General features: G+C 69.6%; 18 protein-coding genes and 1 tRNA gene. 5 read left to right on the plus strand and 14 right to left on the minus strand.

The annotated features are described in order from the left end of the window. Positions 1–63 precede the first annotated feature (63 nt). Complete coding sequence (locus AB0D34_RS31610) at positions 64–1,119, plus strand: LacI family DNA-binding transcriptional regulator (RefSeq protein WP_362667641.1); 1,056 nt, start codon at positions 64–66, stop codon at positions 1,117–1,119. Between the two features lie 12 nt (positions 1,120–1,131). Here AB0D34_RS31610 and AB0D34_RS31615 read toward each other — a convergent pair whose 3' ends face one another. Then, positions 1,132–1,404, minus strand: coding sequence for a hypothetical protein (locus AB0D34_RS31615; protein ID WP_362667643.1), 273 nt, complete (start codon positions 1,402–1,404; stop codon positions 1,132–1,134). A gap of 63 nt (positions 1,405–1,467) precedes the next feature. On the opposite strand from AB0D34_RS31615, the gene AB0D34_RS31620 reads away from it, so the two are divergent. Beyond that, the gene (locus AB0D34_RS31620) at positions 1,468–2,247 is read left to right on the plus strand and encodes a serine/threonine protein kinase (RefSeq protein ID WP_362667646.1); all 780 of its coding nucleotides are present in this window, start codon (positions 1,468–1,470) and stop codon (positions 2,245–2,247) included. A 41-nt stretch (positions 2,248–2,288) separates the two neighbouring features. Here the strand turns inward: AB0D34_RS31620 and AB0D34_RS31625 are convergent, their stop codons facing one another. Next, positions 2,289–3,185, minus strand: coding sequence for an SDR family oxidoreductase (locus AB0D34_RS31625; RefSeq protein ID WP_362667649.1), 897 nt, complete (start codon positions 3,183–3,185; stop codon positions 2,289–2,291). 168 nt (positions 3,186–3,353) lie between these two features. On the opposite strand from AB0D34_RS31625, the gene AB0D34_RS31630 reads away from it, so the two are divergent. Continuing rightward, positions 3,354–4,229, plus strand: coding sequence for a LysR family transcriptional regulator (locus AB0D34_RS31630; RefSeq protein WP_362667651.1), 876 nt, complete (start codon positions 3,354–3,356; stop codon positions 4,227–4,229). Between the two features lie 46 nt (positions 4,230–4,275). On the opposite strand, the gene AB0D34_RS31635 is transcribed toward AB0D34_RS31630, so the two are convergent. The 4 genes from AB0D34_RS31635 to AB0D34_RS31650 all read right to left on the minus strand — a co-directional run bounded on the left by AB0D34_RS31635 (position 4,276) and on the right by AB0D34_RS31650 (position 7,054). Further along, positions 4,276–4,351: transfer RNA gene (locus AB0D34_RS31635), tRNA-His, on the minus strand. A 76-nt stretch (positions 4,352–4,427) separates the two neighbouring features. Further along, entirely contained in the window at positions 4,428–5,030 is a 603-nt protein-coding gene (orn, locus tag AB0D34_RS31640) for an oligoribonuclease (RefSeq protein WP_362667653.1), read from the minus strand. Positions 5,031–5,135: 105 nt separating this feature from the next. Further along, the gene (locus tag AB0D34_RS31645; RefSeq protein ID WP_362667655.1) at positions 5,136–6,362 is read right to left on the minus strand and encodes a helix-turn-helix domain-containing protein; all 1,227 of its coding nucleotides are present in this window, start codon (positions 6,360–6,362) and stop codon (positions 5,136–5,138) included. A gap of 386 nt (positions 6,363–6,748) precedes the next feature. Next, positions 6,749–7,054: a hypothetical protein gene (locus AB0D34_RS31650; RefSeq protein WP_362667658.1), complete on the minus strand. Its 306-nt coding sequence runs from the start codon at positions 7,052–7,054 to the stop codon at positions 6,749–6,751. Between the two features lie 348 nt (positions 7,055–7,402). Here AB0D34_RS31650 and AB0D34_RS31655 point away from each other — a divergent pair, with 348 nt between their 5' ends. Next, the gene (locus AB0D34_RS31655) at positions 7,403–7,930 is read left to right on the plus strand and encodes a universal stress protein (protein ID WP_362667660.1); all 528 of its coding nucleotides are present in this window, start codon (positions 7,403–7,405) and stop codon (positions 7,928–7,930) included. A gap of 219 nt (positions 7,931–8,149) precedes the next feature. On the opposite strand, the gene glmS is transcribed toward AB0D34_RS31655, so the two are convergent. Continuing rightward, positions 8,150–9,967: a glutamine--fructose-6-phosphate transaminase (isomerizing) gene (glmS, locus tag AB0D34_RS31660; RefSeq protein ID WP_362667662.1), complete on the minus strand. Its 1,818-nt coding sequence runs from the start codon at positions 9,965–9,967 to the stop codon at positions 8,150–8,152. Positions 9,968–9,981: 14 nt separating this feature from the next. After that, the gene (locus AB0D34_RS31665) at positions 9,982–10,239 is read right to left on the minus strand and encodes a hypothetical protein (protein WP_362667664.1); all 258 of its coding nucleotides are present in this window, start codon (positions 10,237–10,239) and stop codon (positions 9,982–9,984) included. 186 nt (positions 10,240–10,425) lie between these two features. Between AB0D34_RS31665 and AB0D34_RS31670 the strand changes: the two genes are divergently transcribed. Next, on the plus strand, positions 10,426–11,988 hold the full coding sequence (locus AB0D34_RS31670; RefSeq protein ID WP_362667666.1) for a metallophosphoesterase family protein: 1,563 nt from the start codon (positions 10,426–10,428) through the stop codon (positions 11,986–11,988). 26 nt (positions 11,989–12,014) lie between these two features. Here AB0D34_RS31670 and AB0D34_RS31675 read toward each other — a convergent pair whose 3' ends face one another. The 6 genes from AB0D34_RS31675 to AB0D34_RS31700 all read right to left on the minus strand — a co-directional run bounded on the left by AB0D34_RS31675 (position 12,015) and on the right by AB0D34_RS31700 (position 18,959). After that, positions 12,015–12,926 (minus strand): DUF4429 domain-containing protein, encoded by a 912-nt coding sequence (locus tag AB0D34_RS31675; protein ID WP_362667668.1) that lies wholly within the window; start codon positions 12,924–12,926, stop codon positions 12,015–12,017. Positions 12,927–13,002: 76 nt separating this feature from the next. Further along, on the minus strand, positions 13,003–14,775 hold the full coding sequence (locus tag AB0D34_RS31680) for an IucA/IucC family siderophore biosynthesis protein (RefSeq protein ID WP_362667670.1): 1,773 nt from the start codon (positions 14,773–14,775) through the stop codon (positions 13,003–13,005). After that, a complete protein-coding gene (locus AB0D34_RS31685) occupies positions 14,772–15,308 on the minus strand; it encodes a GNAT family N-acetyltransferase (RefSeq protein WP_362667671.1) in 537 nt (178 codons plus the stop codon). The genes AB0D34_RS31680 and AB0D34_RS31685 overlap by 4 nt, the downstream gene beginning before the upstream one ends. Next, positions 15,305–16,582 carry a lysine N(6)-hydroxylase/L-ornithine N(5)-oxygenase family protein gene (locus AB0D34_RS31690; RefSeq protein ID WP_362667673.1) on the minus strand — a complete coding sequence of 426 codons (1,278 nt, stop codon included), beginning with the start codon at positions 16,580–16,582 and terminating at the stop codon, positions 15,305–15,307. The genes AB0D34_RS31685 and AB0D34_RS31690 overlap by 4 nt, the downstream gene beginning before the upstream one ends. Beyond that, positions 16,566–18,008: a lysine decarboxylase DesA gene (gene desA, locus AB0D34_RS31695; protein WP_362667675.1), complete on the minus strand. Its 1,443-nt coding sequence runs from the start codon at positions 18,006–18,008 to the stop codon at positions 16,566–16,568. The genes AB0D34_RS31690 and desA overlap by 17 nt, the downstream gene beginning before the upstream one ends. A 141-nt stretch (positions 18,009–18,149) precedes the next feature. Continuing rightward, a complete protein-coding gene (locus AB0D34_RS31700; RefSeq protein WP_362667678.1) occupies positions 18,150–18,959 on the minus strand; it encodes a siderophore-interacting protein in 810 nt (269 codons plus the stop codon). Between the last annotated feature and the right edge of the window lie 82 nt (positions 18,960–19,041).

Below are 19,041 nucleotides of genomic sequence, written 5' to 3' on the forward strand. Positions count from 1 at the left end.
CGTCCCTGGGCGGGACTGTTAAATTCCAGGCCAGCGTCAGACAACGGTGGGAAGGCGGAGCCCATGGCAAGCCACGGAGCGCGGAGCCGGAGCGGTGGCCGGCCCACCCTCGAAGAGGTCGCCGCGCGCGCCGGCGTCGGCCGGGGGACCGTGTCCCGGGTGATCAACGGCTCGCCCCGGGTCAGCGACGCCACCCGCGCGGCGGTCGAGGCGGCGGTGGCGGAGCTCGGGTACGTCCCGAACACGGCCGCCCGCGCCCTGGCCGCCAACCGCACCGACGCCATCGCGCTGGTCGTACCGGAACCGGAGACGCGGTTCTTCGCGGAGCCGTACTTCTCGGACATGCTCAAGGGCGTCGGCGCGGAGATCTCGGACACCGAGATGCAGCTCCTGCTGATCTTCGCGGGTAGCGACCGCGAACGGCGCCGACTGGCCCAGTACCTGGCCGCGCACCGCGTCGACGGCGTCCTGCTGGTCTCCGTCCACGCCGACGACCCGCTTCCCGACCTGCTGGCCCAGCTGGAGATCCCGGCCGTGATCAGCGGTCCGCGCTCGGCCGGGGAGACGCTCCCTTCGGTGGACTCCGACAACTACGGCGGCGGCCGCTCGGCGGTGGAGCACCTGCTGGCCGGCGGCCGCCGCACGATCGCCCACATCACCGGCCGCCTCGACGTATACGGCGCCCAGCGCCGCGTCGACGGCTACCGGGACGCCCTGCTCGACGCGGGCCACGAGGTGGACGAGCGCCTGATCGAACCCGGCGACTTCACGGAGGAGGGCGGCCGCCGGGCGATGACCAAGCTGCTGGCCCGCCGCCCCGACCTGGACGCGGTCTTCGCCGGCTCGGACGTGATGGCGGCGGGCGCCCGCCAGGTACTGCGCGAGGAGGGCCGGAGCATCCCGGCGGACGTGGCCCTGATCGGCTACGACGACTCGGCCATAGCCCGCCACATGGACCCGCCCCTGACCAGCGTCCGCCAGCCCATCGAGGAGATGGGCCGCCGCATGATCGACCTCCTCCTCTCGGAGATCGCCGACCGGCGCCCGGCCGTCTCCCGTGGCCTGGAACGCCGACAGGTGGTGCTGGCCACGGAACTGGTGGAGCGGACGTCGTCCTGAGCCGGGTCCGGCTCACCGCGGCCGGGGGTGCCGCCGTGGCCGGTTCTCGTCGTGGTGTCCGACGAACCAGGCCACCCCCAGCAGCACCGCCCCCGTCACCCAGATGAAGATCACCAGCCAGGCGCTGACCGGGGAGTCCAGCTCGTCGGTGTCTCGGCACAGGTCACCGACGCACTCCTCGCGGGCCTCGGCGAGCGCGACCACGAGCCACAGCAGCATCAAGAGGTTGAACGCAAGGATCACCCACGTAAGCAGCCGCCCCCGGGTCATCCGTCGGGACCGCATGACGGACCTCCCAACCTCAGGAACCGCCCATACAAGACAATACGCCCGATTCTGGTGAGGGTCATGACTGCCCATCCCCTGCTGGACGTTGACGAGATCCCCGAGACGGAGCCGTACCTGCGGACCGTCGGCGAGGTGTTCCGTGCCTTCCGCGAACAGGACTCCGGCTGCCTCTCGTACGGAGTCCGACTCCCCGACGGCACCCGCTGGTTCGTGAAGGAGGCCACCACCGACCGCGCCCAATGCTCCCTCGACCGCGCCTGGGCCTTCCACCGGACGGTCCGCCACCCGGCGATCGTGCCCCAGCTGCACCGGATCACCGTGGGCCGCCGCCGCACCGCCGCGGTCATGCCGTGGCACCAGGGCGAGATCCTCTACGACCCCGGGGCCCGCGCCCGCTTCCGCGCCCTGCCCCTCACCCGGGTCCACCATGCCCTGGACCGCGTCCTGGACGCCCATCTCGCCGTCGAGGCCGCCGGCCAGGTCGCCGTCGACCTCTACGACGGTGCCTTCCTCTACGACTTCGACGCCCACGAGCTCCGCCTGATCGACCTCGACGACTACCGCCCGGGCCCCTTCGTCCTGACCGAGGACCGTCTCCCGGGCTCTACCCGCTTCATGGCCCCCGAGGAGTGGCGGCGCGGCGCCACGATCGACATCCGCACCACCGTCCACGTCCTCGGCCGCACCGCCCGCCTCCACCTGGACGCCGGCCCCGACGAGGACGCCTTCCGCGGTACGGCGGCACAGCTCGCGGTCGTGGAACGGGCCACGCATCCCGAGCCGGGCGAACGGTTCGGCGGCGTACGGGAGTTGGTGGCTGCGTGGCGGGGGACGTCGTAACGGACGGACTCGGGTGGCCCTCGGGGTCGTGGGCGAGTGGCTCAGGCCTTCCTGAAGTAGTGCCCTGCCTCCAGGTCCGGGATCAGCGCGGGCTGCTCCGGCCGCCAGTCGAGCAGCTTGCGGGTGAGCGCGGCGGAAGCCCGCATGTCGACGGAGGCGAACCGGCCGAGCCAGCCGAAGCGGTCCGTCGCCTTCTCGGGGGCCACGTTCACGACCGGCACGCCGAGCCCCCGCCCGATCGTCTGGGCGATCTCGTGGAACGGCACCCCCTCGTCCCCGATCGCGTGCAGCCGTACGCCCGCCGGTGCCGCCTCCAGGGTCAGCCGGAACAGCCGGGCCGCGTCGAGCCGATGGACGGCCGCCCACTGGTTGGAGCCGTCGCCCACCATGGCCGAGACGCCCTTCTCGCGCGCGGCGTCGATGAACATGGGCACGAAGCCGTAGTCACCCTCGCCGTGCACGCTCGGCGGCAGCCGCAGCACCGACGCGCGCACCCCGCGCTCGGCCAGCGCGAGCGTCGCGAACTCCGAGGCGTGCCGGTGCTTGGCGGGGGAGGCCGGGTCGGCCGGCTGGTCCTCGGTGGCGACCTGCCCCGGCGCCGTCAACAGCCCGGAGGTGACGACGAGGGGCTTCCCGGTGCCGTCGAGCACCTCGCCCATGGCCTCTATCGCCCGCAGGTCGGCCTCCCCGGAGACGGTCAGGTTCGTGAAGTCGTGGATGAACGCCAGATGGGCGACGCCGTCGGCTGCCTCGGCACCCCGGCGCAGACTGTCGAGGTCGTTCAGATCGCCGCGGTGCACTTCCGCTCCGGCGGCCTTCACCGCCTCGGCCGACCGGTCCGAACGGGCCAGGCCGAGCACCTCGTGGCCGGCGGCGAGGAGCTCACGGGTGACGGCGGAACCGATGAATCCGGAGGCGCCGGTGACGAATACGCGCATGGTGGTCCTTCGTGGTGACGAGTGGTGCTTCCAGTGCCCTCAGCGTGCGAAAGGGAGACCGGGCCCGTCCAAAGCCTGTTTCGCATCAGGCAATACGGAACAGGCATCACCGCAGGTAAGGAGCTCTTGTCTGAACATCTGCGGTAGACCCGGGCGTACGCTTCGGACATGACCGACCTCGACCTCCGGCTGGTCCGGTACTTCACGGCCGTCGCCGAGCACCGGCACTTCGGGCGGGCCGCCGAGGCGCTGCACATCACCCAGCCGTCGCTGAGCCGGCAGATCCGCCGCCTTGAGCAGGAGCTGGGCGCGCGGCTCCTTGAGCGGACCCCGCAGGGCAGCCGGCTCACCGAGGCGGGGGAGGTGTTCCTGCCCCGGGCGAAGGCGCTGCTGCGCTCGGCGGCCCAGGCGGCGAGCCTCACCAGGGCGGCCGCCGAGCCGAGCCGGATCACCGTCGGCTACACGGCGGGGATCATCGTGACCCCGGCGGTGCGCGAGCTGCGCGAGCGGTTCCCGGACGCCGACGTACTGACCGTGCACGTCGACTGGGGCGACCGCAGGACGGCTCTGGCGGAACGGAAGGTGGATGCGCTGGTGACCCGGCTGCCCTTCCCGACGGACGGCGCCCAGGTGACGGTCCTCTACGACGAGCCCCGGGTGCTGCTGCTCCCGCTCGACCACCGTCTGGCGGGCCGGGAGTCCGTCACGCTCGACGACATCGCGGACGAGCCGATGATCAGGGTGACCGACCCGGACTGGAACGCGTACTGGCGCATCGACCCGCGCCCCGACGGCCGTCCGGCACCCGACGGTCCCCTGGTCACCGCCCTGGAGGACAAGTTCGAACTCGTGGCCTCCGGACAGGCCCTGGCCATCATGGCCGCACCCCGCCCGGGCGCCCTCCGCCCCGACCTCACCACGGTTGCGCTGGAGGGCGTCGACCCGGCCCACGTCGTCCTGGCGACCCGCGCCGACGACCGGAGCCGACTGCTCACGGCCTTGCACCGGGCGGCCCGAAACCGGCTCAGGGCGACCGGCTTCTGAAACGACTTCAGCCGGTGACCTCGATGAGGCCACCGGCTGAAGTGACTGGGGTGAGTGACGGGACTCGAACCCGCGGCATCCTGGACCACAACCAGGTGCTCTACCAGCTGAGCTACACCCACCATGTTCGGCTGTTCGGATTTCCCCGACCGGCCGAGAAAAAGTGTACAGGGTCTGAAGGGGTGCTCGCGCCCGGCTTTATCCCGCGGGCAGGACGTGCTTCGCGGCGATCGACTTCGCGGTGTCGGAGTCGGGCCCGGGCTGCGGGACGAAGATCGCCTCGCGGTAGTAGCGGAGTTCCGCGATGGACTCGCGGATGTCGGCCAGGGCGCGGTGGTTGCCGTTCTTCTCCGGGCTGTTGAAGTAGGCCCGCGGGTACCAGCGCCGGGCGAGCTCCTTGACGGAGCTGACGTCCACGATCCGGTAGTGGAGGTAGTCCTCCAGGGTGGGCATGTCCCGGAGCAGGAAGCCGCGGTCGGTGCCCACGGAGTTGCCGCACAGAGGGGCCTTGCCCGGTTCCTTGACGTGCTCGCGGACGTAGGCGAGGACCTGCGCCTCGGCGTCGGCGAGGGTCGTGCCGGCGGACAGCTCGTCGAGCAGTCCGGACGCGGTGTGCATCTGACGCACCACCTCCGGCATCGTCTCCAACGCCCGGTCCGGCGGGCGGATGACGATGTCCACACCGTCGCCGAGCACGTTGAGCTCGGAGTCGGTGACGAGGGCGGCAACCTCGATGAGCGCGTCGTCGGACAGCGAGAGGCCGGTCATCTCGCAGTCGATCCACACCATGCGATCGTTCATGCGAACACCCTACGGGTGACGTCCGTTTTTGGGGTGCCCCGCGTCGGCGCCGGGCACCCGGAACACCGGGCGGGCCACGTCGTGCGCCCGCCCGGCGTCAGGACGTCATGCTCCGCTGCGCTGCCCCGGCACACTCGCCCGCCCGGTGGCGTACAGCTCGCGGCCGTTGTCCGAGGGCGGACCCACCGGGGCCGGGGTGCGCCGGGTCTGCAGCGGCACCGGACCGCTCTCCGGGTGCAGCGGTACGGGCGCGCTGGGCGCGGGACCCGAAGGACCCCCCAGCGGACCGTCGCTGTCCACCGGCTTCTCGCTCTGCGGGCGCCGGGCCCGGTACGCGGCCCGGTAGGCGGCCGGGGACGAGCCCAGCTGCCGCCGGAAGTGCCCGCGCAGCGCCACCGGCGAACGGAAGCCGCAACGCCCCGCGACCTCGTCCACCGAGTAGTCCGACGTCTCCAGGAGCCGCTGCGCCTGCAGCACCCGCTGGGTGATCAGCCACTGCAGCGGGGCCGAGCCCGTCAGCGAGCGGAACCGGCGGTCGAACGTACGACGGCTCATGTACGCCCGCGCCGCCAGCGTCTCCACGTCGAACTGTTCGTGGAGGTGCTCCAGCGCCCAGGCGACGACCTCGGCGAGCGGGTCGGCGCCGATCTCCTCTGGTAAAGACCTGTCGAGGTAGCGCTCCTGACCGCCCGAGCGGCGCGGCGGGACCACCAGACGGCGGGCCAGCGCGCCGGCCGCCTCGTTGCCGTGGTCCGTCCGCACGATGTGGAGGCAGAGGTCGATTCCGGCCGCGGTACCGGCCGAGGTCAGTACGTCGCCGTCGTCCACGAAGAGTTCACGTGGATCCACGTGAACCGACGGATAGCGCTTGGCCAGCGTCGGCGCGTACATCCAGTGGGTCGTCGCGGGGCGGCCGTCCAGCAGGCCCGCGGCGGCCAGCACGAAGGCGCCGGTGCACAGGCCCACGATGCGGGCACCCTCCTCATGCGCCCGGCGCAGTGCGTCCAGCGCCTCCTCCGGTGGCGGAGAAGTGATCGAGCGCCAGGCCGGCACGACGACCGTGCCCGCGCGTGAGATCGCTTCCAGGCCATGCGGCGCGGTGAGTTCCAGGCCCCCTGTGGTCCGCAGTGGGCCTTCTTCGCCGCCGCACACCAGCAATCGGTAGCGCGGCACGCCGGCGTCCTGGCGGTCAATCCCGAACACCGACAGCGGTATGGAACTTTCGAAGATGGGGCCGCCGCTGAACAGCAGCACCGCGACGATCTCCTTGCGGCGTCGCCCGGAAAGCTTCCGGGCCGCGGCTTCCGGCGCGGCAGTGGAGTCGTGGCTCATACTGCTAAGCCCCCCTCGGTGGTCGCGGCGCCCCTAACTTGTCGGGCATGTCGCTCCAGCACGTTTCCCCTCGGTCCTGCACGAGTCCCCCGCCGTAAGACGTCAAGATCGAATCTACTGTGTCCCGTGGTGTCGGCGTGACCAGTTCGTCATCCGGCACATTGTCGACTTGGCAACTTGGCGTAAAGCATTCGATCACGAAGCGTTGCACTCGTGGGCCGTGCAGGGAAGTGCGCCTTGTGGCAGTGGCTAATCCACGTAGGGTGCGCAGGGCCTCGTAGACCCTGTCCGTGCAGGTGGAACGGGGGTTGGGGGGTGGTCGGGTCAAGGGACACGCCCAAGGCGGAAGTTGGCTGAAAAGAATCGGCCGGGTGCATGGAAACCGGTCAGCCGACCGGTGTGTTTCCCCCGGTGTGACGACCGCCTCGACGGCCCCCGGTTCCGGTCCTGTGGCGGCGGCCGTGACGGGGCGCCCGTTCCTCCGCGCGCAGGCCGGCCGCGCCGCGCTCCGACTGGCGCAGGAGGATACGGCAGACGGCCGTGACGGCGGCGAGACCGAGGGCGGTGCCCGTGGCGCCGGCCAGCGAGGTGCCGTACACGACGAGGACCACGGGGACGAGGACGCAGCTGAAGGCCGCCCAGCGGACCACGTCCGTGGCGGAGTCCCCGGAGGGCGGTCGGTGTCCGGTCATCGTGTGCTCCCTGTGGCGTCTCCCCGTGGCGTGGCTCGCGGGGTTCAACGCCTGTTCGACCCGTCGGTCACTGTGCCGAGGGGCCGTCCGGTGGGTGCGGGCGTCGGCGGGTGCAAGACCGGGCGCGTGAATCCTGTGCAAACCGCCTGTACAGCGCAGCAACCATTGCGTTACGGGCGCCCCCTCGTGCATGCTCCCTGGAACCCCCACAGGACGTGGGCGGGATCTGGGCTAAGGAGGCGTGCCGCCGTACCCTTGGGGGTATGGGCGTGGGAAGACCATTCCCGGACACAGCTCCGCCGCACACTGTCATCCCTCCCGTATAAGGATCACGACGCCGAGACAGCCATGGCCGGTCACGAATTCTTCGAACCAGCGGACCGCAAGCGGCCCGTCGCCGACCCCACGGCGGCCGAGCCCCTGGCGGCGGAAGAGCCACGCCACTCCTGCGACCCCGCCTTCAAGCACGGCGTCGTCGTCGGGTTCGACGGCTCCACATCCAGCGAGCGCGCCCTCGCGTACGCGATCGGCATGGCCCATCGCTCCGGCTCGGGCCTGATCATCGTCCACGTCGCCAACCGGCTGCCCACCACCGTGTGGGCCGGCTGTGAGCCACCGGTCTTCGTCGACGTGCCGGACCACCGCACCGAGGTGCTCGGCATGGAGCTCGCCTGTGCGGACTATCTGGCCGAGGTGCCCTGGATCCTCGTCGAGCGCGGCGGGGACATCTGCCACGAACTCGAAGAGGTCGGGCGGGAGTACGAGGCGGACGCGATCGTCGTCGGCTCCACCCACGGCATCGTGGGGCGCATCTTCGGCTCCGTCGCGGGGCGGCTCGCCAAGCGGGCGAAGCGGCCCGTCATCGTCATCCCGTAACTCCCCTTCCGCGCTGGCGGAATGAGCGAACCTACCCGCGCGTAGAGGTGTTTATGCCCTTGTGAAGGGCATATAGCGGTCACCGACAGGCTGCCTGCCGGGGCGTGACGGTCACCGGCCAAGTGGCAGCCCGCGCTGGGGTATTGGGCGGCCCCGGCGCATCGAACGGACCCCCTGTGAGCGGTGGCGTCACATGGGGGTCCGTCCTGCGAGGACCCGCTACTCGACGGTGACCGACTTCGCCAGGTTCCGCGGCTTGTCGATGTCCCTGCCCAGGGCCAAAGCCGTGTGGTAGGCGAGGAGTTGGAGGGGGATGCCCATCAGGATGGGGTCGAGTTCGTCCTCGTTCTTGGGGACCACGATCGTCTCGTCGGCCTTTTCCTGGTGCTGGTGGGCGACCGCGAGGATCCTGCCGCTGCGGGCCTTGATCTCCTCCAGGGCGGCGCGGTTCTTCTCCAGGAGGTCGTCGTCGGGGACGATCGCGACCGTGGGGAGGGCGGGTTCGATCAGAGCCAGGGGGCCGTGCTTGAGCTCGGAGGCGGGGTAGGCCTCGGCGTGGATGTAGGAGACCTCCTTGAGCTTCAGGGAGGCCTCGCGGGCCACCGGGTAACCCCGGACGCGGCCGATGAAGAGCATTGAGCGGGCCTCGGCGAACTGCTCGGCCAGCTTCTTGATCTCCTCCTCCTGGTCCAGGATCTCGGTGATCTGGGCCGGGAGCCTGCGCAGACCCTCGATGATCCGCTTGCCGTCGCGGACCGAGAGGTCCCGGGTGCGGCCCAGGTGCAGGGCCAGCAGCGCGAAGGCCACCGTGGTGTTGGTGAAGCACTTCGTGGAGACCACGCAGACCTCCGGGCCGGCGTGGACGTAGATGCCGGCGTCCGCCTCGCGGGCGATCGCCGAGCCGACCACGTTCACCACACCGAAGACCCGCGCGCCCTTGCGCTTCAGCTCCTGGACGGCGGCGAGGACGTCGTACGTCTCGCCCGACTGGGAGACCGCCACGTACAGGGTGTCGGGGTCGACCACCGCGTTGCGGTAGCGGAACTCGGAGGCGGGCTCGGCGTCCGCGGGGATGCGGGCCAGCTCCTCGATCATCTGGGCGCCGATCATGCCCGCGTGGTACGAGGTGCCGCAGCCGAGGATCTTCACCCGGCGGATCTGGCGGGCCTCCCGGGCGTCCAGGTTCAGTCCGCCCAGATGCACCGTCGAGAAGCGGTCGTCGATGCGGCCGCGCAGCACGCGGTCCACGGCGTCGGCCTGCTCGTGGATCTCCTTGTGCATGTAGGTGTCGTGGCCGCCCATGTCGTAGGAGGCGGCCTCCCACTCGACGGTGGTGGGCTCGGCCGTCGTACGGGTGCCCTCTGTCGTGTAGGTGCGGAAGTCGTCGGCTTTGAGGGTGGCCATCTCGCCGTCGTCCAGCGTCACTATCTGCCGCGTGTGGGCGACCAGCGCGGCGATGTCCGAGGCGACGAACATCTCCTTCTCGCCGATGCCGAGGACCACCGGGGAGCCGTTGCGGGCCACCACGATGCGGTCGCTGAAGTCGGCGTGCATCACGGCGATGCCGTAGGTGCCCTCGATCACCCGCAGGGTGTCGCGGACCTTGTCCTCCAGCTTCTCCGCCTGGGAGCGCGCGATGAGGTGGACGAGGACCTCGGTGTCGGTCTCGGAGAGGAACTCGACGCCGTCCGCCTCCAGCTTGCGCCGCAGGTCGGAGGCGTTGTCGATGATGCCGTTGTGGACGACGGCGACCTTGAGGTCGGCCGACATGTGCGGGTGGGCGTTGACGTCGGAGGGGGCGCCGTGGGTGGCCCAGCGGGTGTGGGCGATGCCGGTCGTGCCCTTGAAGCGGGCCGGGACCTTGGCCTCCAGGTCGCGTACCCGGCCCTTGGCCTTGACCATCTTCAGGCCCGCCGTCTTCGGTGAGGTGACGACGAGGCCGGCCGAGTCGTAGCCGCGGTACTCCAGGCGCTGCAAGCCCTCCAGGAGCAGCGGGGCGACGTCACGCTTCCCGATGTATCCGACAATTCCGCACATACAGGTGATTTCCCTCAGCCATAGACAATGCGGCGCAACTGCCTGAGCGTAAGCTCCGGCGGTGCCACCGCCCGGTATTTCAGGTCCGCCTCGATCCGTCCGAAGATCTCCGCGTTGACCAGGCCCTGCGCCTGCAGTTCGCGGTGGCGGCGACGGACGAACTCCACGGTCGTCTCGTCGAAGTAGGCGAGCACGTCCTGGATCACCCGCAGCGCCTCGCCCCGGCTCAGGGGCGTGGACCGCGTCAGATGATCAACGAGTTCGTCGTGCACCCGGTAGATCCTGAGGGATGTCGGCGGGTTTCGCAAGAAATCTGCCCGATATCGGGCAGAGGCCTGTTAGAAAGCCTTGGGCGAACATTGAATCTCTCATGAGTCCCTGTTCGCGGACTGTCCATACGGCGTCCTGCGGGACGTCGCCCAAGGGGACGAGTTTCAGACGCCATGGACATTCCTCGCATGGGAGTACCGGACCAGCTCGCCGAGCGCATGAGCATGGCCGAGCAGCACGAGTACCTGCGCGCCAGATTCTCGCGGCGCAACATGATCAGGGGCGGCGCCGTCACGCTGGGCGCCGTCGCAGGGGGCGCGTTCGTCCCGGGCGCCGTCGCCCAGGCCGCCACCCCCACCCAGACCTTCGCCTCCGCCACCACCGTCGACGGCTCCCTGGTCGCCCCCTTCGGGCGCCACCTCGCCTTCGGCACCGACGCCAGCACCGAGATGACCATCTCGTGGCAGGTCCCGGTCGCGGTCAAGAACCCCTTCGTCCGCATCGGCGCCCACCCCTGGGACCTCTCGCACAAGATCGAGGCCGAGGTACGCAGCCTGTACACGCCGGCCGGTGTCGGCGCGAGCGGCGACCACACCCAGTACTACGTCCACGCCAAGCTGACCCACCTGCGGCCGGGCCGGACGTACTACTACGGCGTCGGCCACCAGGGCTTCGACCCGGCCGAGGCGCATCTGCTTGGCACCCTCGGAACCTTCACCACCGCGCCCTCCCGCAAGGAGCCCTTCACCTTCACGGCCTTCGGTGACCAGGGTGTCAGCTACCACGCGCTCGCCAACGACAGCCTGATCCTCGGCCAGAACCCGTCCTTCCACCTGCACGCGGGCGACATCGCCTACGCGGACCCGGCCGGCCAGGGCAAGACCTCCGACACGGTCTTCGACTCGCGCACCTGGGACCAGTTCCTCGCCCAGACCGAGTCGGTCGCCAAGTCCGTGCCGTGGATGGTGAGTTTCGGCAACCACGACATGGAGGCCTGGTACTCGCCCAACGGCTACGGCGGCGAGGAGGCCCGCTTCACGCTCCCCGACAACGGGCCGGACAAGGCGCACCTGCCGGGCGTGTACTCCTTCGTCCACGGCAACACGGCGATCATCTCGCTGGACCCGAACGACGTCTCCTTCGAGATCCCGGCCAACCTCGGCATCTCCGGCGGCACCCAGACCACATGGTTCGAGGGGCAGCTGAAGAAGTACCGCGCCTCGAAGGACATCGACTTCATCGTGGTGTTCTTCCACCACTGCGCGTACTGCACCTCCACGGCGCACGCCTCGGAGGGGGGCGTGCGACAGGAGTGGGTGCCGCTGTTCGAGAAGTACACGGTGGACCTGGTCATCAACGGCCACAACCACCAGTACGAGCGCACCGACGTCATCAAGGGCGACAAGGTCGTCAAGAAGCTCCCGATCGGCGAGACGGCCTACCCCGAGACCGAGGGCGTCGTCTACGTCACGGCGGGCGCCGCGGGCCGCAGCCTGTACGCGTTCTCCGCCCCGGACTCCTACGAGGGGCACCTGAACGAGGTCGACTCCGTGGCCTCCTTCGTCAACACCAAGGACGGCAAGGTCAACGAGACCGTCGCCTGGTCCCGGGTGCGCTACCTCAACTACTCCTTCCTGCGCGTGGACGTGGAGCCCGCGCCGCGCGGCCACTACGCCAGGCTGAAGGTGTCGGGCATCGCCGAGACCGGTGACCGCATCGACCACTTCACGGTGGCGCGCAAGGCGAAGTAACCGGTCTTCTGCTGGGGGTCCGGGGGTTATCCCCCGGGATGATGCAGCATCCGCTTGAGGATCGCCTGCTTGGCCATCGTGAACTCCTCGTCCGTCAGGACACCCGTGCGGTGCAGCTCACCGAGCTCGCGCAGCCGGCGCAGGAGGGCGTCGTGGCCGTCCTCGGCGGGAGCGACCGGAGGAGAAGGCGTTTCCGGTCGCAGGTCCTTCTTCGTGGGTACGTCGACGGCGGCGGCCCGGGCCGGGTGCGGAAGCCTCGCCTGGACCGCCGCCGCGACCAACGCCATCAGCGGGTCCTTCTTGAAGCCCCACAGCTCCACCGCGTTGGGGTCGTACTTCGGCGGGGCCTTGGTCGGGGCGTGCCGCACGGTGAAGCGCAGGTGGCCGTTCTCCAGGCCGGCCGCGGGCTGCCACTCCACGGCGACGACGTCGGCGACGGCGAGGGTGCGGGCGCCGGCGGAGGCCTTGGCGTCCTCGGTCTTCCAGTTCCACTCCAGCCGGATGTGCTCACCGTCGAAGGCGGCGGTGCCGTCGCCGGCCGACACCGCGAGGGGGACGGCGGGACCCGGGAGCAGGTATCCGTCCACGGGGTCGGTGGGGACCTGGTCCAGGAGCAGGGCGTTCCTGACCTCGTCCACGAAGTACTCGGCGACGCCGTAGCGGTCCGACTCCACGGTCAGCTGGTAGGGGTCGTGCGGTTCGGACAGCCGGCCGCCGGTCGCGTGCAGCAGGGGGTCGGCGCCGTCGCGCAGCCGTAGCCTCAACCGGCCGCTCTTCTTGCCCTGTTCGAAGGAGATGCCCGCCAACGCGCCGAGTGGGACGACGAGTTCACCGAGCGTCTTGCGGAGCAGGCCGACGTTCTTGTCTCTTCCGGGTGTCAGCCGCAGAGCGTCGCCGTCGAAGACCCATGTGCCGTCCTTCTGGAGGATTTCCGCCATGGGGAAATTCTGGCGCAGAGAGGCGGGTCCCGGGAGGACCGTACTCCCGGGACCCGCCTGGTACTTGGGGCCGTGCCTACAGGCCCGCGATGGGGTTGTTCAGGGTGCCGACCAGCTGGAGTGCGCCCGACGGGTCGGACAGGTCCACCATCTGCCTGTTGTTGCGCAGCTGGAGCCGGTTGAGGCAGGACAGCGCGAACTCGGGCGCGAACATGTCGTACTGCTTGAACTTGTCGGCGAGTTCGGGCACCGAGTGCTGGTAGTCGCGGGTGACCTCCGCGACCGTGCGCCAGAAGTCGTCCTCCTCCAGGATTCCCTCGGTGGCGAGGTTCGCGGCGAGGAAGCGGAAGAAGCAGTCGAAGACATCCGTGAAGATCGACAGCAGCTTCGTGTCCTCGGGGACCTCCACGCGCAGCCGCTCGACCGTCGGCGGCAGCACCGCGTCCGGGTCCATGACGGCGATCTCCTCGGCGATGTCCTTGTAGACCGCCCGCTCGACCACGCCGTCCTTCAGGACCAGGATGACGTTCTCGCCGTGCGGCATGAACACCAGGTCATAGGCGTAGAAGCTGTGCAGGAGCGGGGTGTAGTACGCCTTCAGGTAGCGGCGCAGCCAGTCCGTCGGGGTGAGGCCCGACTGCTCGATGAGCGCGCCCGCGAAGGACCGGCCCTCGTGGTCGACATGGACAAGGGCGGCCATGGTGGCGAGGGACTCGCCGTCCTGGAGGGAGGGGACCGGGCTCTCGCGCCACAGTGCGGCCAGCATCTTGCGGTACGGCGAGTAGCGGTCGGTGGCGGCCTCGTACTCCAGGTGCCGGTAGCCCACGGCGGCCCGCTCGCGGATGATCGACAGGCCGGTGGACTTGAGCACCGGGTCGCCGTCGATGAGTCCGGCGAGCCAGTCGTTGATGGCCGGGGTCGCCTCCATGTACGCGGCCGAAAGCCCGCGCATGAAGCCCATGTTGAGGACGGACAGGGCCGTCTTCACGTAGTGCTTCTCGGGGTGGGACGTGTTGAAGAAGGTCCGGATGGACTGCTGGGCCAGGTACTCGTCGTCGCCCTCACCCAGGCAGACCAGCAGCCCTCGGGCGACCTCGGCGGCGAAGGTGACGCTGAGCTTGTTCCACCACTGCCAGGGGTGGACGGGGATGAGGAGGTAGTCGGCCGGGTCGAGACCCTTGGCGCGCAGGACGCCGTGGAAGCGCTCGACGGTCTCCTCGCCCAGCTCCTGCCGTACGAACGACTCGTACTCGATGCCGACCCCGGCCGTGAACGCGGCGCGTGAGCGGTGGGCGGCGAGCCAGACCAGGCGGACCGGGCTCGCGGTCTCGGGGGCGTACGAGAGGTACTCGTGGATCCCGAAGCCGAGCCGGCCGTTGTTGGCGACGAAGCAGGGGTGGCCCTCGGTCATTCCGGTCTCGATGTCCTGGAAGCCGCTTTTCGCGAGCTCGGCGACCGTGACCTGGGGCTTGGTGAGCTTGTAGCAGGTGCCGGAGAGGGTGGAGGAGATCTCCTCCAGGTAGACCGGCAGGATCTCCTCGCTCAGGCCGAGGGTGTTCTTCAGCTCGATGAAGAAGTCCAGGGCGGCGAGCGGGAGTTCGGCGCCGTCGCGGTGCCGGGTGATGGAGTCGGCGTCGACCTGCCAGTGGTCGAGGGCGCGGCGTACGGCCGTGAAGTCGTAGCGGGTCTTGCCGTCGTCGCTGCGGACGACGTACTGGTCCTTGTCGCTCTCCTCGGGCTCGATCAGCCGCTCGTGCGCGAACTCGGCGAGGCCCTTGCGGATCAGCAGGCGGTTGGCCGTCTCCCAGCGCTCGGGGGAGAGGTGGGCCACGGCGTCGGCGAGGCTCATGCGGCCACCCCCATTGCTGCCAGGAACTGCTCCCGTGTGCAGAAGCTCAGCAGGGCCTTCTTCTCCGGCTTCTGGATCTCGCGCTCGGGCACGAACCCGACCGCTTCGTTCAGGGCGTGGACGGCCTTGTTGGAGACGTCCGGCTCCACGACCACGCGCCGGACGGCCGGGTCCTCGAAGAGGTGGGCCATCACGGCGGTGATCACGGACCGGGTGAAGCCGTGGACGGGCGTGTCGGTCGCCGGGGTGAGGAAGTGCATGCCGACATCGCCGGGCTGCGGGTCGTACAGGCCGACCAGCTCCCGGTACGCGGGGTCGTACTTCTCCATCAGGAAGGCCGGGACGCCGTCCTCGTCGAGGCCGAGCAGCGCGTGGTGGTACTCGTCGGCCGCGATGTCCATGTAGGCGCGCTCGACGTCGACCAGCGTGGCGTCCTGCATCATCCAGAACGCGGCCTTCGGGTGGGTGACCCACCCGTGCAGCAACTCGGCGTCCCTCAGGGGGTCGAGGGGGCGGAAGGTGAAGGGGGTCATACGGAAAACTCCTGGAACGCGATCGTCTTCTCGACCGGGTAGTACTCGGTGCCGAGCAGCTCTCGGATGATGCAGCTGTTGCGGTAGGCACCCATGCCCAGGTCGGGGCTGGTGATGCTGTGGGTGTGGACACCGGCGTTCTGCAGGAAGACGCCTCTGCCCGTCACGTCGATCGCGTAGGTGCGGGACACGTCGAAGTTGCCGTGGGAGTCGTAGACCAGGCGGTCCCTGACCGGGGTGAGGAACTCCGGCTCGGCGTACTTGTAGCCGGTTGCGAGGACCAGGCCCTGGGTCTCCAGCTCGAAGTCCTTCCCCTGCTCCTCCTGGCGGAAGCCGAGCGTGTACGTGCCGTTCTCGTACCGCGCGCTGTTCAGCGAGGAGTTGGTGAGCAGCCGGGTGGGGACCGGGCCGCCGAGGTTCTTCTGGTAGAGCAGGTCGAAGATCTCGTTGATCAGGTCGCCGTCGATCCCCTTGAACAGGCCCTTCTGCTCGGCGGTGAGCCGGTAGCGGGTGGCCTCGGGGAGCTCGCGGTAGTAGTCGATGTACTCCGGGGAGGTCATCTCCAGCGTGAGCTTGGTGTATTCGAGCGGGAAGAAGCGCGGGGAGCGGGTCACCCAGTTCAGCCGGTAGCCGTGGACGTCGATCTCGCTGAGGAGGTCGTAGTAGATCTCGGCGGCGGACTGACCTGAGCCGACGATCGTGATCGACTCCTTCTTCTGGAGCTCCGCCTTGTGCTGCACGTAGCGGGAGTTGTGGAAGAAGTCGCCGCCCAGGCCGCGCACGGCCTGCGGGTAGTGCGGGGAGGTGCCGGTGCCGAGGACCAGGCGGCGGGCGCGGAAGACCTCGCCGGCCTCGGTCTTCACGACGTACAGCTCGTCCTCGTACGTCACCTCGGTGACCGTCGTGCTGAAGCGGACGTTGCTCAGCTTGTTCGCGGCCCAGCGGCAGTAGTCGTCGTACTCCACCCGCAGCGGATAGAAGTTCTCGCGGATGTAGAACGAGTACAGCCGGCCCTTCTCCTTCAGGTAGTTGAGGAAGGAGTACGGCGAGGTCGGATCGGCCAGGGTGACCAGGTCCGACATGAACGGGGTCTGGAGGTGGGCGCCGTCCAGGAACATGCCGGCGTGCCACTCGAAGTCGGGCTTCGAGTCCAGGAAGACGCCGTCGAGTTCGTCGACGGGCTCGGTGAGGCAGGCGAGGCCGAGGTTGAACGGGCCGAGCCCGATCCCCACGAAATCGTAGGTCTTGTTCGGGACTTCAGGACGCGCGGTCAAGGGACTCTCCCAGGTACTGCTCGGCGTGGCCGGCGATCAGGTCGAGGACGACGGACATGTCCTCGACCGTCGTCTCGGGGTTGAGCAGGGTGAACTTCAGGTAGTGGCGGCCGCCCACCTTGGTGCCCGCGACCACCGCGTCGCCGGAGGCGAACAGCGCCTTGCGGGCGTACAGGTTGGCGCGGTCGATCTCGGCCGGGTCGGTGACGGAGGCCGGGATGTAGCGGAAGACGAGCGTGGAGAGCGAGGGCTCGACGACCACGTCGAAGCGCGGGTCGGCGGCGAGCAGCTTCCAGCCCTCGGCGGTCAGGTCGACGACCTCGTCGAAGAGCTGCCCGATGCCGTCGGCGCCCATCACACGCAGGGTCATCCACAGCTTGAGTGCGTCGAAGCGGCGGGTGGTCTGCAGGGACTTGTCCACCTGGTTGGGAATACGTTCCTGCACCATGCGGCGCGGGTTCAGGTACTCCGCGTGGTAGGTGGCGTGCCGCAGCGTGGCCGCGTCGCGGACCAGCACGGCGGACGAACTCACCGGCTGGAAGAAGGACTTGTGGTAGTCCACGGTGACCGAGTCGGCGCGCTCGATGCCGTCGATGCGGTCCCGGTACTTCAGGGAGGCGAGCAGGCCGCAGCCGTAGGCCGCGTCGACGTGCATCCAGGTGCCGTACTGCTCGCACAGCTCGGCGATCTCGGGCAGCGGGTCGATGGAGCCGAAGTCGGTGGTGCCGGCGGTGGCGACGACGGCCATGGGGACCAGGCCGTCCTGCTTGCAGCGCTCCAGCTCCCGGGCGAGGGCGACGGTCTGCATCCGCTTGTCGGTGCCCACGGGGATGGAGACGACCGAATCGGCGCCCAGGCCGAGGAGTTTGGCGGACTTCTTCACGCTGAAGTGGCTGACCTCGGAGGCGAAGATACGCAGTTCGGACAGGCTGTCGGTCTTGGCCTCCTCACGGGCCAGCAGCAGTGCCTGGAGGTTGGACTGCGTCCCGCCCGAGGTGAACACGCCGTCGGCGCCCGGACCCAGCCCGATGCGCGCGGTCGTCCAGTCGATCAGTTTGCGCTCGATGAGGGTGCCGCCGGCCGACTGGTCCCAGGTGTCCAGGGAGGAGTTGACGGCGGAGAGGATCGCCTCGCCGAGCACGGCCGGGATGACGACCGGGCAGTTGAGGTGGGCGAGGTAGCGGGGGTGGTGGAAGTAGATCGCGTCCCGGAGGTAGACGTCCTCCAGCTCGTCGAGCACCGCCGTGGTGTCCAGCAGGGGCTTGTCGAGGTCGATCTCGTCGATGCGGGGGGAGAGGGCGTCGACGGTGACGCCGGTGAACGGACGGGAGGTGGTGGCGAGTTTGGCCGCCACCCGCTCGATTCCCTCGGTCACGGAGCGTCGGTACGTCTCCGCGGTCGTGTCATTGAGCAGGTGCGAGCGCATGCTGGGGTCCTCCGGTGGGGACAGTCCGTGCGGGACGAGGTAGGAGCGGGGCGGAACCCCGGCTTCAACTTAGGTAAGCCTAACCTAAGTTAACTGGAGGGAAACGCACCTCACTCGTGACTGCCGTCACGTCGGGGGGAGTTATTCGGCAGCCCTCAGCTGCTCCTCGGTCATGCCGAGACGCCAGTAGCCCACGAAGGTGACCAGCCGCCGGTCGATCCCGCGCTCCCGCACGAAATGCCGGCGCAGCTCCTTCACACACCCGGACTCGCCGGCGATCCAGACGTACGGCCGCTCGGCAGGCGGGAGTTGGGCCTCCCGGAGGCTGTCGGATGCCTTCTCCCCGACGAGCCAGGTGATCTCGGCGTCCGCGTCGGTCGCCAGGTCCTGGATGTCCCCGGCGTCGTGCACCTCCAGCCAGACCCGGGCGCGCTGCCCGGCGGGCAGGGCTTCGAGGATCGCGGAGACGGCGGGAAGCGCGGTCTCGTCACCCCACAGCAGCACCAGATCGGTGTCGGCGGGCGGCCGGAACCGGATGGCCCGGTTGTCGGCGATCGCGGGCCCGAGCAGCTGGACCCGGTCGCCCGCGCAGGCGCGCGCGGCCCACCGGGAGGCGGGTCCGGCCGGCTCGTGCAGCACGAAGTCGATGTCGACCTCGTCGGGGTTCCGGCGCAGGCTCCGCAGCGTGTACGACCGCATCACGGCCCGCACATCATCCGGCTGCTCCCGCCAGGCCTGCCACCACCCGTCCCCGAGCTCGACGGGAACCCCGGGCTCGGTCCGCCCTTCGGCGGGGAGGAAGAGGGAGAGGGACTGGTCGTGTCCGTCGGAGAAGAAGTACGCCAAGTCCTCCCCGGTGAAGGTGACCCGAACGAGAGACGGACCAAGCCGCCTCGTCCGCACGACCTGGAGTGAGAAGAAACGGAACGGGGCGGCTACGGCCGTAGTCACGGGGTAACTCCTGAATCGACGTCAGGTTCACTTACCTGGGGGCGCGGGGAACTGCGCGACCAGCCACGACGTACCCGCGGCC

Source organism: Streptomyces sp. NPDC048420, assembly GCF_040651535.1.
Lineage (GTDB): Bacteria > Actinomycetota > Actinomycetes > Streptomycetales > Streptomycetaceae > Streptomyces.